Here is a 14,045-nt window from a genome sequence, read left to right as displayed (position 1 = left end):
TCAAGGCCGCGACATTCCTTTCATCGTGTTTGCGCTCCGGCGCAGGATTGAAAGGAATCGAAGAATGAAAACCGCCTTGACTTCCCCCCGTGCCCTCGTCATCGCGCTGGCTGCCGCCGGCGTGATCGGTGCCGTCGGCGCCGGTGCCTACACCAGCGCCCGCGCCGTGGGTGCGCCGGCCACCACCGCCGCCGTGGCCGCGCCGGCCGCCATGGTCACCTTGCCCGACTTCTCGACCATCACCTCGCGCGACGGCCCGGCCGTGGTCAACATCAGCGTGACCGGCACCGAGAAGGCGCCGGACGACGACACCATGGCGCAGTTGCAGGGCATCGACCCGGACGATCCGATGTTCCAGTTCTTCCGCCACTTCCAGGGGCAGATGGGACCGCGAGGCCAACAGCAGCAACAGCAGCGCGCCGTGCCGGTGCGCTCGCAGGGCTCGGGCTTCATCGTTGACCCGAGCGGGATCATCATGACCAACGCCCACGTGGTGAAGGACGCGAAGGAAGTCACCGTCAAGCTGACCGACCGCCGCGAGTACCGCGCCAAGGTGCTCGGCGCCGACGCCAAGACCGACATCGCGGTGCTCAAGATCGACGCCAAGAACCTGCCCGTGCTCGCGCTGGGCAACACCAAGGACCTGAAGGTCGGCGAATGGGTGCTGGCCATCGGCTCGCCCTTCGGCTTCGAGAACACCGTGACAGCCGGCGTGGTGAGCGCCAAGGGCCGCTCGCTGCCCGACGACAGCTACGTGCCCTTCATCCAGACCGACGTGGCCGTGAACCCCGGCAACTCGGGCGGGCCGCTGCTCAATGCGCGCGGCGAGGTGGTCGGCATCAACTCGCAGATCTACAGCCGCAGCGGCGGCTACCAGGGCGTGTCGTTCGCCATTCCGATCGACGTGGCCGTGCAGGTGAAGGACCAGATCGTCGCCACCGGCAAGGCCACGCATGCGCGCCTGGGCGTCGCGGTGCAGGAGGTGAACCAGGCCTTCGCCGATTCGTTCAAGCTCGACAAGCCCGAGGGCGCGCTGGTCTCGAACATCGAGAAGGGCGGCCCCGGCGACCATGCCGGCCTTAAGGCGGGCGACGTGATCCGCAAGGTCGACGGCCAGGCCATCGTGTCCTCGGGCGACCTGCCGGCCGTGATCGGTCAGCAGGCGCCGGGCAAGAAGGTCACGCTCGAGGTGTGGCGCCAGGGCGAGCGCCAGGAGCTGCAGGCCAAGCTGGGCGATGCGAGCGACAAGCCGGCGCAGGTCGCCAAGGCCGACAACACGGCGGGGCAGGGCAAGCTGGGCCTTGCGCTGCGCCCGCTGCAGCCGCAGGAACAGCGCGCGGCCTCGGTCGACGGCGGCCTGCTGATCGAGGACGTGGCCGGCCCGTCGGCGATGGCCGGGGTGCAGGCCGGCGACGTGCTGCTGGCGATCAACGGCACGCCGGCCAAGAGCCTGGAGCAGGTGCGCCAGGCGGTGGCCAAGGCCGACAAGTCGGTGGCGCTCTTGATCCAGCGCGGCGAGGGCAAGATCTTCGTGCCGGTGCGCCTGGGCTGACCGACCGATCTGGCGCGCTCAGGGCAGCGCGCAGGGCCAGTCGAGCGAGACGCGCGTGCCACCGGTCTGCGCGTCGGCCCGCTCGATCTGCAACCGCGCCCCGATGGCCTGTGCCCGCGAACGCATGTTCGCGAGGCCGTGGCCGCCGGGGCGTTCGTTCGCCTGCAGCCCGCGGCCGTTGTCGGTGAGCACGATGCGCACCAGCGGCGGCGTCTGCTCGCCGTGCCAGCCCACATGCATCACGATGCGCGTGGCGGCCGCATGCTTGAGCACGTTGGTGAAGGCCTCAAGGAGGATGCGTTGCAGCTGCAGCGCGGCCTGCGCGGCAAAGGGCGCGAGCGTGGGGATGAGCGCCACGTCCCACACCAGCTCGATGCCGGCGGCGTCCAGCCGCGGCTGCAGGCGGTAGCGCAGCGTGGCCAGCACGGTCGTCAGGTCGTCGTGCATGGGTTGGAGCGAATCGACGGCCATGCGCATCTCGTCGAGCGCGAGCTTCACGTGCTCCTCGACCACGTCGCGGTCGGGTGCGGGCTGGTTCACCACGTTGAGCAGGCCCACGAGCTGCGAGCCGACGCCGTCGTGGATCTCCCGCATGATGCGCTGGCGCTCCAGCAGCACGGCCTGTTCTTCCTGCTGCTTGCGCACGGTTTCGAAGGCGCCGCGCAGCTGCTCTTCGCGCTCGGCCACGCGCGCGGCGAGGTTGGCGTTGAGCGAGCGGTAGTCGGCCACGGTGCGGCTGTAGCGCTCCACCACGAGGCCGGCCAGGATCATCACGAAGAAGAAGATCGCGTGCGAGGTGAGCGTGTAGTAGGCGCCTCCGAACAGGCCCATGCGCACCAGCAGCAGGTCGTGCGCGCCGGCCAGGATGGCCAGCGTGCCCGCCGCCATCAGCACGCCCGCGATGCGACGCCGCGCCACCAGCGCGCCATGCACCACGTAGGGCAGGCAGATGGTGCTCGTGACCTGCAGGATCGCCAGGCCGGCGGTCCACAGCACGGGCCGCGCGAACGCGAAGGAGGCGCAGGCCAGCGTCACCGACAGCGCCAACGCGCCGTAGATCGATCGCACCAGCCATGGCGGGTTGCGGTCGAGCACCAGCAGCACGAAGCGCGCAATCAGCCCGATGTGGCAGGCATAGCAGACCGCCACCACCGCGCCCCACAGCGGCCAGGGCACGGGCCCTTCGGTCAGCACGCGGTCGAGGTTGCGTGCCACGCCGGAGAGCGCCGCCAGTGCGAAGCAGCCATAGAGCGCGTCGCGCTGGCGCAGCCACAGCCCGGCGGCCAGCCCGCCCATCAGCAGCAGGCTCACGGCGTAGACGATGGCCGAGGTGTTGCGCCAGTTTTGGTGCGAGCGGTGCAGCGGGGCCAGGGATGCCTCGGGCCCGTAGAGCACGCTGGCCAGGCCGCCGCCGCGCTGGCGCTGCATCGTGGCCTGGATGTGCAGCTCCTGGGTCTGGCCGCTGCCGCGCCGCAGCGCGGCGGCCAGCGGCACCAGGTGGCTGGCCTTGGCGGCGTCGTAGGTGGGATCGCCGAGCACGCCGTAGTGGGCGACCAGCGCGCCGTTGAACCACACGGCGACCTGGTTGCCCAGGCCCGACATCACGAGCGCCTGGGCGTCGCCGTCGCGGACTTCGTCCGCGGGCAGCTCGATGCGGTAGCTGGCCTTGCCGCCGCGCCCCGGAAACTCGTGGTCCCAGCGAAAGGGCAGTTCCACCCGCCGCACTTGCAGCGGCAGGCCATCGGGTTCGAGGGTGGCTTCGGCCCAGCGCACGTCGGTGGTGCCCGGCGGGTTGGCGGCATGGGCGAAGGGCGCTGCAAGGGCCAGCCACAGCAGCAGTAGCAGCACGGCCCGCAGGGAGGGAAAGAAAAAGACGGGGCGGTTCACGCGGCTAGGAAAGCCGGCCTGGAGGACGGGTCGCCAACACGGCTTCCGAGGGTGGGGGCGCATCCAGCTTGCCGTAGATATTTCGAATATGGGTTTGAACCGTCGATGCGGAGACTCCCATCTGCGCGCCGATTTCGGCATAGGTGAAACCACGAGAGACCCGGTCGAGCACTTCGGCCTCGCGCGACGAGAGGTGCCCCGGCGCGCCGTCGGAGGCCTGCCAGCGGCGCAGCAGCTGCCGCGCGATACCCGGCGGCAGCGGGGAGCCGCCGGCGCCCAGGTGGCGCAGGTGCGCCGCCAGATCGGCCTCGGTGCCGTCCTTGAGCAGGTAGCCGCGCGCGCCGGCCTCGAAGGCCTGCACCATGTGGGTCTCGTCGCCGAAGATCGTCAGCACCATCACCGCGCAGGCCGGCTGCATGCGGCGGCACTGGCGGATCACCTGCAGGCCGGGGTGGTCGGGCAGGCCGAGGTCGACCAGCAGCACGTCGACCGGGTTGTCCGTGAGCCAGTTCAGGATGTCGACCGCGTTCGAGGCGCTGAAGGCCAGCGCCAGCGCCGGGTCGGCGCCGATCACGCGCCCGATGCGCTCGCGCATGCCGCTGTCGTCCTCGACCACGGCGACCTGGGTGGCGGTCAGGGGCATGGCGGGCTTCCGCAGACGTGACCGAGGCGCATGGGCAGATCCGTTTCCGTTCGGAGGTTGCAGGTGCCGCAAGCCTATCGACCGGGTTTCGGGGCGCACATCCTATAGACGAGGGAGGGCGGTACCCTGCCGGCGCGCGATGGTGTCCAGCCGTGTCGCGACGCGCGCCACGATAACGGGTTCGATACGCCGGCAGAGGTGCGCTACCTCTGAGCGGGCTCAGGGCCGGACAGGTTTGAGGGAATCCACGGGGATCGATCGAACCCCGTCTCGAACGGGAGCACGAAAACGATCTGCTTGATTTCATTGCCGGGCACGCGGGGCAGCGGGCCCCGCATGGCGGCGCGTCGTGCGGCCTGCTCTGCCCGTTGTTGCGCAGCTTCATTCGCAGAACCCAGCACCAGGGCGTTCGCAACGCTTCCGTCGCCATTGACGGTGAGGGCCACACGGAGATTCTGGTTCACGAGGGGCATGCCTTCCTCCGCTTCGATCGCGTTCATCCGCGATTGCACCGCACGGACGTAGTCGACCAGTGGCCACTCCAGCGTCTGCATGTTGACGACCCTGACACCCGGTCCCAGTTGAGACTCCAGCCGGGCGCTGGCATAGCTGAGCTGCAGCGACTTCCTGGCCTCCTCGGGCGAGAGGTCTTTCCGGCCGATGACGGCCTGCGGGCGGCTTGCTTCAGGATCGGTTGTGGAGGGCGTGAGGAGAAAGTTGACGGGCTGCCGAAACCGGGCCCTGACGGGTTGGCCGTCGAGCGTTTGCGGCTGGAACCGCCATTGGCGCACGGCAAGAACGGCGGCGTCGGCCAGGACGCGCGGCGGGTTGCCCAGCACTTGGGTGAGGGCCACTTCTCCCTCCAGTCCGATCACCAGCTCGACGATGACCCGACCCTCTACGCCGCAGCGTCTGGCCCATGCGGGGTATCGGGGTGGGACGGTGGACAGCGCCCTCGGCGGCTGGTCGAAGACATCGCGCAGGAGCCCGCCTTCGTTCCTGGCCACGCCGTCGTTGAAGTCCTGCGTGAAGCGCTGGCGGGTGCTTTCGTCGATCGTGTGCGCCGGGTCGTGGATGGCGACGGCGCAGATGTCCGGCTTGGGCGGCAGACCGGCCGCGGGTTGCTGGTTGGACGGTGGTGCGGTGAATCCATCGAACGGCAGCAGCGCGGCGATCATGGCGCCGAGCAAGGCGTGAGACGTTCTCACGCTTCTCGGCACTCCAGTGTTTCTTTGCATGGGTTTTTTCTTTCTTCTCCGAGCCAGCCTTTTATCTGAAATCCGTGAAGGGGCCCGCGCCCGGTAGCGTCCACGCTTTCGGCAGAGAATGCCCGCTGCTTCACCTGCTGCAAACGAAACCAATGAACGACGAACTGGAAGCCCGCATCCGCTCGGGCCAGGCCCTGTCTGAATCGATGGGCAACTTCCATGTGACCGGCTGGGACGCCGAGCACAAGACGCTGAAGGCCGCCTTCACCGTGCGCCGCGAGTACTGCCACACGAACGGCACGATCGCCCAGGGCGGCTTCATCACCGCCTGGCTCGACGCCGCCATGGCCCATGCGGTCATGCACGACACGGACCAGTCGCAGACGGTCTTCAGCCTGGAGATCAAGGTGAGCTTCTACGAGAAGGTCGGCCCCGGCGAAGGCCGGGTCGAAGGGCGCGTGATCCGGCGCGGCAAGCGCGTGGCGTTTCTTGAAGCGGCGCTCTACAACCCCGATGGGAAGCTGGCCGCAGAAGCCACGTCGACCGGAATACTGGCGAGCCTCTAGGCTACGTCGGCCCGATCTGGGCCTGTATCTCGCGGATCACCGCTTCCTTTTCCTGGTTGTAGATCTGCGGGTTGGCCGGGTCGATGCCGTGCGCGCGGTCCTTGGCTTCTTCGTACTTCCTGCGCAGGTCCGGGCGCCTGTCGAGAACCTCCACGAACGCCAGCGAGTCCACGTGCACCGGATCGCCGCGACGACAGATGTGCAGGTTGACGTTGAACCTGCGGCCATCGTGCAGAACGGATGCGCAGACGTAAGGCTTCTCGTCCGTGTCGACCCACACGGGGCGGCGGTGAAATCCGATCGCTTCGAATTCCGTCTGGGCCACGCGCAGGTTTTCCTGGGGCGTGATCGCCGCGATGTCCACCATCGGCTTTCCCCGCAACCCGACGATGGCCGTGCTCCCGATGTGCACGAGTTCCACGCCTTCGAGGCGCGCCTGTACATAGCGCTGCACCTGCGCGAACACCTCGGCATACGCCGCCTCGTACGGCAGGATGTGGCGCTGGTCCAGGCTCTCGTCGAAGGCGAGGAGTTTCATCGCACGATGCGCGCCAACCAGGCCAGCAGCACGGCCACGACTTCGCCGCGGTTGGTCTCGTTGAGCGTCTCGTGGCGCGCACCGCCGAACACATGGCACGACACGTCAAGCAGGCCGGCGTCGCGGTAGCGCTGCACCAGCGGGTAGAACCATTCGGCCTTGTTGCTGACCGGGTCCTGGTCACCGGTGAACAGGTACAGCGGCAGCGCGGGGCGGATGCGCGTCTGCATCGCGGCGGGCGTGAGCTCGTCGAGGTTTGCGAACATGGTCCCCATGCCTTCCGCCGACACGGTGAAGCCGCACAGCGGATCGGCGATGTAGGCATCGACCTGCGCCGGGTCGCGGCTGAGCCAGTCGAAGGGCGTGCGCACGTCGGGCAGCGCGGCGTTCATGTCTTCGAGCCGGAAGCCGCTTTGCAGCGCACCGCCCAGTAGGTCGAGCGCCGTGGTGCCCGACAGCACCGCGCCCGAGAGCAACTCGCTGTGCCGCACCAGGTAGTACTGCGTGGCGAACGAGCCCATGCTGTGGCCGACGAGGATGAGCGGCAGGCCGGGGTGCTCGGCGCGCGCGTGGCGGCTCAGCAGCGCCATGTCGTCGACGAGGCCGGCGAATCCGCGCGGGCCGAACTCGCCGAGTTCGCCGCGCGCCGAAGCGCCTTCGCCATGGCCGCGGTGCTCGTTCGCATAGACGACGTAGCCGGCCTGTGTGAGCGCGTCGGCCAGCGGCCGGTAGCGCAGCGAATGCTCGCCCATGCCGTGCGCCAGTTGCACGATGCCCCGCGGCGCGGTGCCCTGCCAGCGGTGGGCCTCTACCGGGTAGCCGTCGTTGGCGGTCAGTTCGAAGTGGGTCTCGGTGCTCGACATGCGGGGGCCTCCAGGGAAGTGGATTGGCATCCTAATCGTTGACGGCCCGCAGCATGGCCTTGCGCAGCCACGCCTGCGCCGGGTCCTTGTCGGTCACTGCGCGCCAGGCCATTCGCAGTTGATAGCTGGGGCTGTCGAAGGGCAGGGGCTCGCAGCGCAGGCCGCTTTGCGCCGACAGCGCCAGCGCCACGTGCTCGGGCACCGTGGCCAGCAGGTCGGTGCCGGCCAGCACGGCAGGCAGGCTACCGAACTGCGGCACCGAGAAGACCACGTCGCGCTGCCGACCGAGTTCACCGAGCGTTTCGTCGACGGTGCCGCACAGGTCACCGGCGTAGGTCACGAGCACGTGACGGCGCCGACAGTAGTCGTCGAGCGACAGCTTGCCGGGCGCGGTGTCGGCGCGGAGCAGGGCGAAACGTGCGGCGCGGACCTTGCGCACCTTCGCATCGGCGGGCAGATCCTTCAGGAAGGACATCACCGCGCTGACGCGGCCCTGGTCGAGATAGCGCATCGCGTTGCGGTAGCAGACCGTGAGCGTCACCAGCTTGGCGCCGGGCACTTCGGCGCTCAGGGCGCGCAGCAAGCGGGGCAGCATCGCGATCTGCAGGTCGTCGGTCAGGCCGATGCGAAATACTGGTGCGGCGCGCTCGGGTTCGAAGTCGGCCTGCGCGCGGAACGTGGCCTCGATCTGCGCGAGCGCGGGGCCCAGGCCCTGCATCAGGGCGAGCGCTCGTGCGGTGGGCTCCATCACGCGGCCCTGGCGCACCAGCAGCGGATCGCCCGTGAGTTCGCGCAGCCGCGCCAGTGCGTGGCTCACTGCGGGTTGGCCGAGGTTCAGCCGTTCGGCAGCACGGCTGACATGGCGCTCGCGCATGAGCGCGGCCAGCACGGTGAGCAGGTTCAGGTCGATGCGGTTGAGTTCGATGGGTTTCATCGGAGGCCAAGTGTTATCGATGGTGTGCATAGCGACTATCCCGCGAATCGATTTCCTTGATGGCTTTGCGGCCTCTAGATTGAAGCCATCGGTCATTCAACGAAGGAGAGTTTTCATGAGCAGGATGGTTCGCTTCCATGCGTTCGGCGGTGCCGAAGTGCTGAAGGTCGAAGAGGTCGCGGTGCCAGCGCCGGGCGTTGGCGAAGTGCGCATCGCGGTGCAGGCCATCGGCCTGAACCGGGCCGACGCGCTGTGGCGCGAGAACCTGTACATCGAAGACGCGACGCTGCCGGCGGGGCTGGGCAACGAAGCCGCGGGCGTCATCGAGGCGGTGGGCGAGGGCGTCGAAGGGCTGAGCGTGGGCGACAAGGTCGCGGTGCTGCCGGGGGCGAGCCAGGGGCTGTATCCGACCTATGGCGATCGCATCCTCTTTCCGGCCGCGCACGTGGTGCGGTATCCCGCCAACCTGTCGGCCGCACAGGCCGCGGGCGCCTACATGGCCTACCTCACGGGCTGCTTCCCGATGTTCGAGATGGCGCGGCTGCAGCGCGGCCAGGTGATGTTGGTCACCGGGGCGTCATCGGGCACCGGCATCGCGGCGCTGCAGATGGCGCGCGCGGCAGGCATCGTCGCCATCGCTGTCACGCGCACGGCGGCCAAGCGCGAGGCGCTGCGGGAAGCGGGCGCGACGCATGTGGTCGTGACGGACGACGAAGACGTGGTCGCGCGCGTGCTGACGCTCACCGAAGGCCGCGGTGTCGACCTGGTGTACGACGGCGTGGGTGGCGCGCAGGTCGAGCGGCTGGGCGATGTGGTCGCGCAGCGCGGGTGGTATGTGCTGTACGGCCTGTCGGGCGGCGCGGAATTCAAGTTCCCGGTGATCGCGCAGTTCCGCAAGAGCTGGCGCTTCCACGTCTACAAGGTGCTGGAGCACACGGGCGCAGCCACCATGGGGTTGCCGCGCGACGAGGGCGCGTTGGGTCGCGCGCTGGCTTTCATCGATGAGGGTCTTGCCGATGGCTCGTTGCACGTGCACATCGACCGGACCTTCGCGCTCGACGACGTGGTGCAGGCCCACCGCTACCTCGAGCGCGCCGGGCACATCGGCAAGGTCGTGCTCGAGGTCTGACCGACGCTCAGGCGCCGGATGTCAGCCGGTACCAGGCCACCCCGTCGTCGGCGGTGTCGCACGTGATCTCGCCGCGATGTCGCAGGTAGTTGAGGCAGGCGAGGCTTTCTCCCGTCGCCATGCCGAGCAACTGCACATCGGACTCGGCGATGCTGCGGGCGAACAGGCTCGTGAACACATCGACGGCGCGCTTCGGCGTCTTCAATGCATTGCGCAAGCGGTCGAGCGAGCGTTCCTGCCCGTGCTGCAGCCGGTCGATGCGCGCATGCAGGCCGCGGAAGCACTCGTTGTGCGACGGCAGCACGAGCACATCGTCGGGCACTTCGCGCTTGAGCTTGGCGAGCGACGAGAGCCAGTCGGCCATCGGATCGGCGTCGGGCTCGACGGGGGAGACAGAAACGTTCGACGAGATGCGCGGCAGGATCTGGTCGCCCGAGATCAGCACCTTCAGGTCGGGGCAGTGCAGGCACGCATGCTCAGGCGAATGGCCGTTGCCGGTGACGACGCGCCAGTCGTGCGCGCCGATGCGCAGCACCTCACTGTCGCGCAGGCGCCGGAAGCTGTCGGGCAGCGGATGGATGTGCTTGCCGAAGTTGCCGAAGCGCGTGCGGTAGGTCTCGATGGCCGCCTCGCCCCAGCCGGCGCGTCGGTAGAAGGCGATGGCGTCGTCGGGGGCTTCGCGGCCGGTGTCGGACACCATCACGCGGCACATGAGGTACTCGGAGCGGGTCATCCACAGCCGCACGCCGAACTTGCGCGTGAGCCAGCCGGCCATGCCCACGTGGTCGGGGTGCATGTGCGTCACGAAGACGCGGGTGAGGCCCCGCGTGTCGGGCGAATTGGCGAACAGCTCGCGCCAGACGGCCACCGTTTCCTCGGTGCGCACGCCGGTGTCGACCACGGCCCAGCCGTCGCCATCGTCCAGCGCCCATAGGTTGATGTGGTCGAGCGAATAGGGCAGCGGCATGCGAATCCAGTGGACGCCCGGGGCGACCTCGATCGACTTGCCGCGGGGCGGAAGCTCCGCAAAGGGATAAACGAGCTTGCCCTTGGCTGCTTCCGCCGACTCTTCCAGACCATCCATCGTGTTCACCTCCAGAGGAGGTCAATTGTGCCTTTCGGCCGATAGGTCAGACGGCCGCGACGATGACCGCCTCGCTCGCGCCGCCGGACAGCGTGGGCGGCGTCCGGACGATCGAGGTGAGGGCAGGTTCGGCGGGGCGTAGCAGCGACAGGTCGGGGCGCGGGCGGCGCAGTTGCACGTCGGCGGCGAATGCCTTCTCCATCGCGTGCGCCGCGCCCAGCACCTGGTGGTCGGCGCGAAAGCCGCCCACCACCTGCAGCCCGAACGGCATGCCCGCATGGTCGACGCCGCAGGGCAGCGTGATCGCCGGATGCGTCGTCAGGGTGACGACGTAGGTCAGCGCCAGCCAGCGGTAGTAGTTCGCCTGCTTCTCGCCGTTGATGGTGTCGGCGTACGGCTGCGTCCACGGAAAGGGCGACACCGGCGTGGTCGGCGAGAGCACGAGGTCGTAGTCGGCGAAGGTGGACTGGAAGCGCTTGATGAGGCGCGTCTGCTCGGCCTGCGCCCAGGCGCTGTCCAGCAGACTCATGCGCGCGCCCATCTCGTAGTTCGCACGCGGGTTCGGGCCCAGGCTCTCCGGATCGCGCTCGTAGGCGGCGTGCATGCCCGCCACGAAGGCCTCCGCGCGCAGCACGTCGAAGCAGCGGTGCGCATCGCCCAGGTCGAAGCGCACTTCGTCGCAGCGGCGGAACAGGTGCCGCATCGACCCGATCTTCCGGCGCATCGTGGCGCGGATGCTGTCGTTCACCGCGCAGAGGCCGAAGTCTTCGGTCCATGCCACACGAAGCCCGCTGAGGTCGATGTCCATCGGCTTGAGAAAGGACAAGGGGTCCAGCGGATAGCTCAGCGGATCGCCGGCGTTCATTCCGGCCGAGGCCGCGAGTTGCAGGCAGGCGTCTTCCACCGTGCGGCCCATCGGCCCGACCACCGAGATCGGCGTCCAGCCCAGCGGTTTTCGCACGCTGGGCACGATGCCCGGCGAGGGCCGGAAGCCCACCACGCCGCACTTGGCGGCCGGAATGCGCAGCGACCCGCCGGTGTCGGAGCCGGTGCACACGGGCAGCATGTCGCAGGCGAGCGCCGCGGCCGATCCGCCGGAGGAGCCGCCCGCATTCAGGTTCGGATTGAAGGGGTTGCCGGTGGCGCCCCAGACCTCGTTGCGCGAATTGGCGCCCGCACCCATCTCGGGCACGTTGGTCTTGCCGGCCACGATGGCGCCGGCTTTGCGAAGGCGTGCCACCAGCTCGATGTCTTCCTGCGGCACGTGGTCGCGGTAAATCGGCGATCCCCAGGTGGTGAGCAGGCCCTCGGTCGGCTCGAGGTCCTTCACGCCCAGGGGCAAGCCGTGCAGCAGGCCCAGCGGCTCGCCTTGCATCACGGCGTTTTCGGCGGCGGCGGCTTCCGCGCGCGCGCGGTCGAAGCAGGTTGCGGTCACTGCATTGACGAAAGGATTCGTCTGCGCGATGCGCGCGATGCACGCCTCGAGCAGTTCGACGGGCGAGATGGCCTTGCTGCCGATCAGGCGGCGCAATTCAACGGCGGAGTGTTCGACGAGTTCGGTGGGGATGGACATTGCAAGGGTCGATGAATCAATCGGCGGTGATGTTCGCGCGGGCAGCGACGGCCCGCATCACGGGCAGTTCCCGGTGGATGAGCTCGCTGGCCGCCGCGGCATTGCTGTAGACCGGCTCCAGCCCCTGGGCGCTCAGCCTGGCCCGCGTGTCCGGGTCGGCCATGGTCGCGGCGAGCGCTTTCTCGAGCCGCGCCTTCGCTTCCGGCGGCAGGCCTTTCGGCGCCGCGAGGATCAGCCAGGAGTCCATGTCGATGTCGGGATAGCCGCTCTCGGCCAGGCTGGGCACGTCGGGCAGCAGCGTGGAGCGTTTGGCCGTCGTCACTGCGATGGCCTTGATCTTGCCGCTCTTGAGCTGCGGGATGGCGGCGCTCACTGTGTCGACGCTGAACGCGACCTGTCCGCCCATGAGGTCCGTCATGGCCGGTGCGCTGCCTTTGTAGGGCACATGCGTCATCTTCAGGCCGGCCGCGTGCAGGATGCTTTCGCCGGCGAAATGCGAGGTCGTGCCGGTGCCGTAGGAGGCGTAGGAATATTTGCCGGGTGAGGCCTTCACGTAGTCCACGAACTGCTTGACGGTCTTCACCGGCACCTCGCTGTTGGCCAGGAGGATGAGCGCGAGCCGCCCGGCAATGCCGATCGGCTCGAAGCCCTTGACCGGGTCGTACGGCAGGTTGGGCCGTATGGCGGGGTTGACGGTGAAGGTGGTGCCCGAGCTCACGAGCAGCGTGTAGCCGTCGGGCGTCGCCTTGGAGACGTAGCTCGCGCCGATGATCGTCCCCGCTCCGGCGCGGTTCTCGATGACGACGGGCTGGCCCAGCTCCTTCGAGAGCCGCTGGCCGATGATCCGGCCGTTCACGTCCGTTGCGCCGCCCGGCGGAAACGGAATCACGAGCGTGACCGGCCGCGACGGAAAAACCGGCTCCGCCGCGGAGGCAGTCAGCGAGGCAAGACCGAGGCAGGAAGCCAGCGCGATGCTGGCCAGTGCAAAGAGGCGTTTCATGGATGAGGCTCCTGTGAAATTCCATCGTAGGAGCGGACTTCGGCTGCCACAAGCGCAATGTTTAGAATCATTCGTTGCCGAATCGGCAATCGACACGATGCGCTCGCCGTCGTGCAGCCTGGAGGAATTCATGCGACTTCAAGCACTGCAGGAGCCGGCCGTCCGGTACTTTCTCGAGGTCGTGAAAAGCGGCTCGGTGAAGGAGGCGGCGCTCAGGCTCAACGTCGCGCCCTCGGCGGTGAGCCGGCAGGTGGCGCGCCTGGAGCGCGAGCTCGACACGCTGCTGTTCGACCGCCACGCGCGCGGCATGGTGCCCAACGCGGCCGGCGAGCTGCTGGCCGCGCATGCCAAGCGGACGCAGCAGGACATCGAGCGTGTCGCGAGCGACATCGCCGGGCTGCGCGGCCTACGCAGCGGGCATGTGCGGGTGGTGAGCACCGAGGGCTTCGCCTTCGACTTCCTGCCGACGCTGATCTCGCGCTTTCGCGAGAAGTACGAAGGCATCCGCTTTCACCTGGAGGTCTGCACGCCGTCTGACATTCCACGCCGCATACGCGACGGCGAAGCGGACGTGGGCATGACGCTGAGCGCGCTGCCCGAGCCCAACATCAAGGTCGAGCTGCGGCATCCCTGCCCGATCTTCGCGGTGATGGCCGAGGGGCATCCGCTGGCGGCACAGCGGCAGCTGTCGCTGCGCCAGGTGGTGGGCCATCCGCTGGGGTTGCCGCCGGAGGGCAGTTCGATCCGGCAGCTGCTGGACATCAGCTGCGGCCGGCAGGGCTTGCAGTATGTGCAGGCCATGTCCAGCAATCATGCGAATGCGCTGGTGAGCTTCGCGGCCGCGGGCGGCGGCAGCATCGCGTTCTACGGAGAGCTGTCGATCCGCACGCTGCTCAAGACCCGGGCGCTGGTCGCGATTCCCCTGAAGGACAGGGAGATGAACGAGCGCCACCTCGAGGTCGAGACCTTGGCGGGGCGCTCGCTGCCCGATGCGGGCAGGGCGTTCGTGCGGTTCCTGACGGAGGCGATCGAAGAGACCGCCTGAACCGCCTGAAGGGGCCCGTATGC

At 68.6% G+C, this 14,045-nt stretch carries 13 protein-coding genes; 4 read left to right on the top strand and 9 right to left on the bottom strand.

What is annotated here, in order from left to right; translation table 11 throughout:
• Nucleotides 1–64 precede the first annotated feature (64 nt).
• Complete coding sequence (locus IG196_RS16175; RefSeq protein ID WP_192191936.1) at nt 65–1,552, top strand: Do family serine endopeptidase; 1,488 nt, start codon at nt 65–67, stop codon at nt 1,550–1,552.
• Nucleotides 1,553–1,570: 18 nt separating this feature from the next.
• On the opposite strand, the gene IG196_RS16170 is transcribed toward IG196_RS16175, so the two are convergent.
• The 3 genes from IG196_RS16170 to IG196_RS16160 form a co-directional block, all read right to left on the bottom strand.
• Nucleotides 1,571–3,400 carry an ATP-binding protein gene (locus IG196_RS16170; protein WP_225616676.1) on the bottom strand — a complete coding sequence of 610 codons (1,830 nt, stop codon included), beginning with the start codon at nt 3,398–3,400 and terminating at the stop codon, nt 1,571–1,573.
• A 43-nt stretch (nt 3,401–3,443) separates the two neighbouring features.
• Nucleotides 3,444–4,082 (bottom strand): response regulator, encoded by a 639-nt coding sequence (locus IG196_RS16165; RefSeq protein ID WP_192191934.1) that lies wholly within the window; start codon nt 4,080–4,082, stop codon nt 3,444–3,446.
• 203 nt (nt 4,083–4,285) lie between these two features.
• On the bottom strand, nt 4,286–5,260 hold the full coding sequence (locus IG196_RS16160) for an energy transducer TonB (RefSeq protein ID WP_192191933.1): 975 nt from the start codon (nt 5,258–5,260) through the stop codon (nt 4,286–4,288).
• 182 nt (nt 5,261–5,442) lie between these two features.
• On the opposite strand from IG196_RS16160, the gene IG196_RS16155 reads away from it, so the two are divergent.
• Nucleotides 5,443–5,856, top strand: coding sequence for a PaaI family thioesterase (locus IG196_RS16155; RefSeq protein WP_056580239.1), 414 nt, complete (start codon nt 5,443–5,445; stop codon nt 5,854–5,856).
• A gap of 1 nt (nt 5,857) precedes the next feature.
• Here the strand turns inward: IG196_RS16155 and IG196_RS16150 are convergent, their stop codons facing one another.
• Genes IG196_RS16150 through IG196_RS16140 form a run of 3 tightly spaced genes read right to left on the bottom strand, consistent with a single transcriptional unit; the run spans nt 5,858 to nt 8,191 of the window.
• Nucleotides 5,858–6,394, bottom strand: a complete 537-nt coding sequence (locus IG196_RS16150; RefSeq protein WP_192191932.1) for a GrpB family protein — start codon at nt 6,392–6,394, stop codon at nt 5,858–5,860.
• Entirely contained in the window at nt 6,391–7,257 is an 867-nt protein-coding gene (locus IG196_RS16145; protein WP_192191931.1) for an alpha/beta fold hydrolase, read from the bottom strand. Before IG196_RS16145 ends, IG196_RS16150 begins: the two co-directional genes overlap by 4 nt.
• A gap of 31 nt (nt 7,258–7,288) precedes the next feature.
• Nucleotides 7,289–8,191, bottom strand: coding sequence for a LysR family transcriptional regulator (locus IG196_RS16140; protein ID WP_192191930.1), 903 nt, complete (start codon nt 8,189–8,191; stop codon nt 7,289–7,291).
• Nucleotides 8,192–8,306: 115 nt separating this feature from the next.
• Here IG196_RS16140 and IG196_RS16135 point away from each other — a divergent pair, with 115 nt between their 5' ends.
• Nucleotides 8,307–9,320 carry a zinc-dependent alcohol dehydrogenase family protein gene (locus tag IG196_RS16135; protein WP_192191929.1) on the top strand — a complete coding sequence of 338 codons (1,014 nt, stop codon included), beginning with the start codon at nt 8,307–8,309 and terminating at the stop codon, nt 9,318–9,320.
• A 7-nt stretch (nt 9,321–9,327) separates the two neighbouring features.
• On the opposite strand, the gene IG196_RS16130 is transcribed toward IG196_RS16135, so the two are convergent.
• From IG196_RS16130 to IG196_RS16120, 3 genes are read right to left on the bottom strand one after another with little or no spacing between them, the layout of a single operon-like run.
• Nucleotides 9,328–10,404, bottom strand: a complete 1,077-nt coding sequence (locus tag IG196_RS16130; protein ID WP_192191928.1) for an MBL fold metallo-hydrolase — start codon at nt 10,402–10,404, stop codon at nt 9,328–9,330.
• Between the two features lie 46 nt (nt 10,405–10,450).
• A complete protein-coding gene (locus IG196_RS16125; protein WP_192191927.1) occupies nt 10,451–11,977 on the bottom strand; it encodes an amidase in 1,527 nt (508 codons plus the stop codon).
• A gap of 16 nt (nt 11,978–11,993) precedes the next feature.
• Nucleotides 11,994–12,977, bottom strand: coding sequence for a Bug family tripartite tricarboxylate transporter substrate binding protein (locus IG196_RS16120; RefSeq protein WP_192191926.1), 984 nt, complete (start codon nt 12,975–12,977; stop codon nt 11,994–11,996).
• Nucleotides 12,978–13,107: 130 nt separating this feature from the next.
• Between IG196_RS16120 and IG196_RS16115 the strand changes: the two genes are divergently transcribed.
• Complete coding sequence (locus tag IG196_RS16115) at nt 13,108–14,022, top strand: LysR family transcriptional regulator (protein ID WP_192191925.1); 915 nt, start codon at nt 13,108–13,110, stop codon at nt 14,020–14,022.
• The last annotated feature ends 23 nt before the right edge of the window (nt 14,023–14,045 follow it).

Origin of the sequence: Variovorax sp. 38R (genome assembly GCF_014843395.1) — a bacterium.
Taxonomy (GTDB): Bacteria; Pseudomonadota; Gammaproteobacteria; order Burkholderiales; family Burkholderiaceae_C; genus Variovorax; species Variovorax paradoxus_H.
The sequence above is the reverse complement of the archived record's forward strand: the minus strand, read 5'-3'. Positions and strand labels throughout refer to the sequence as shown.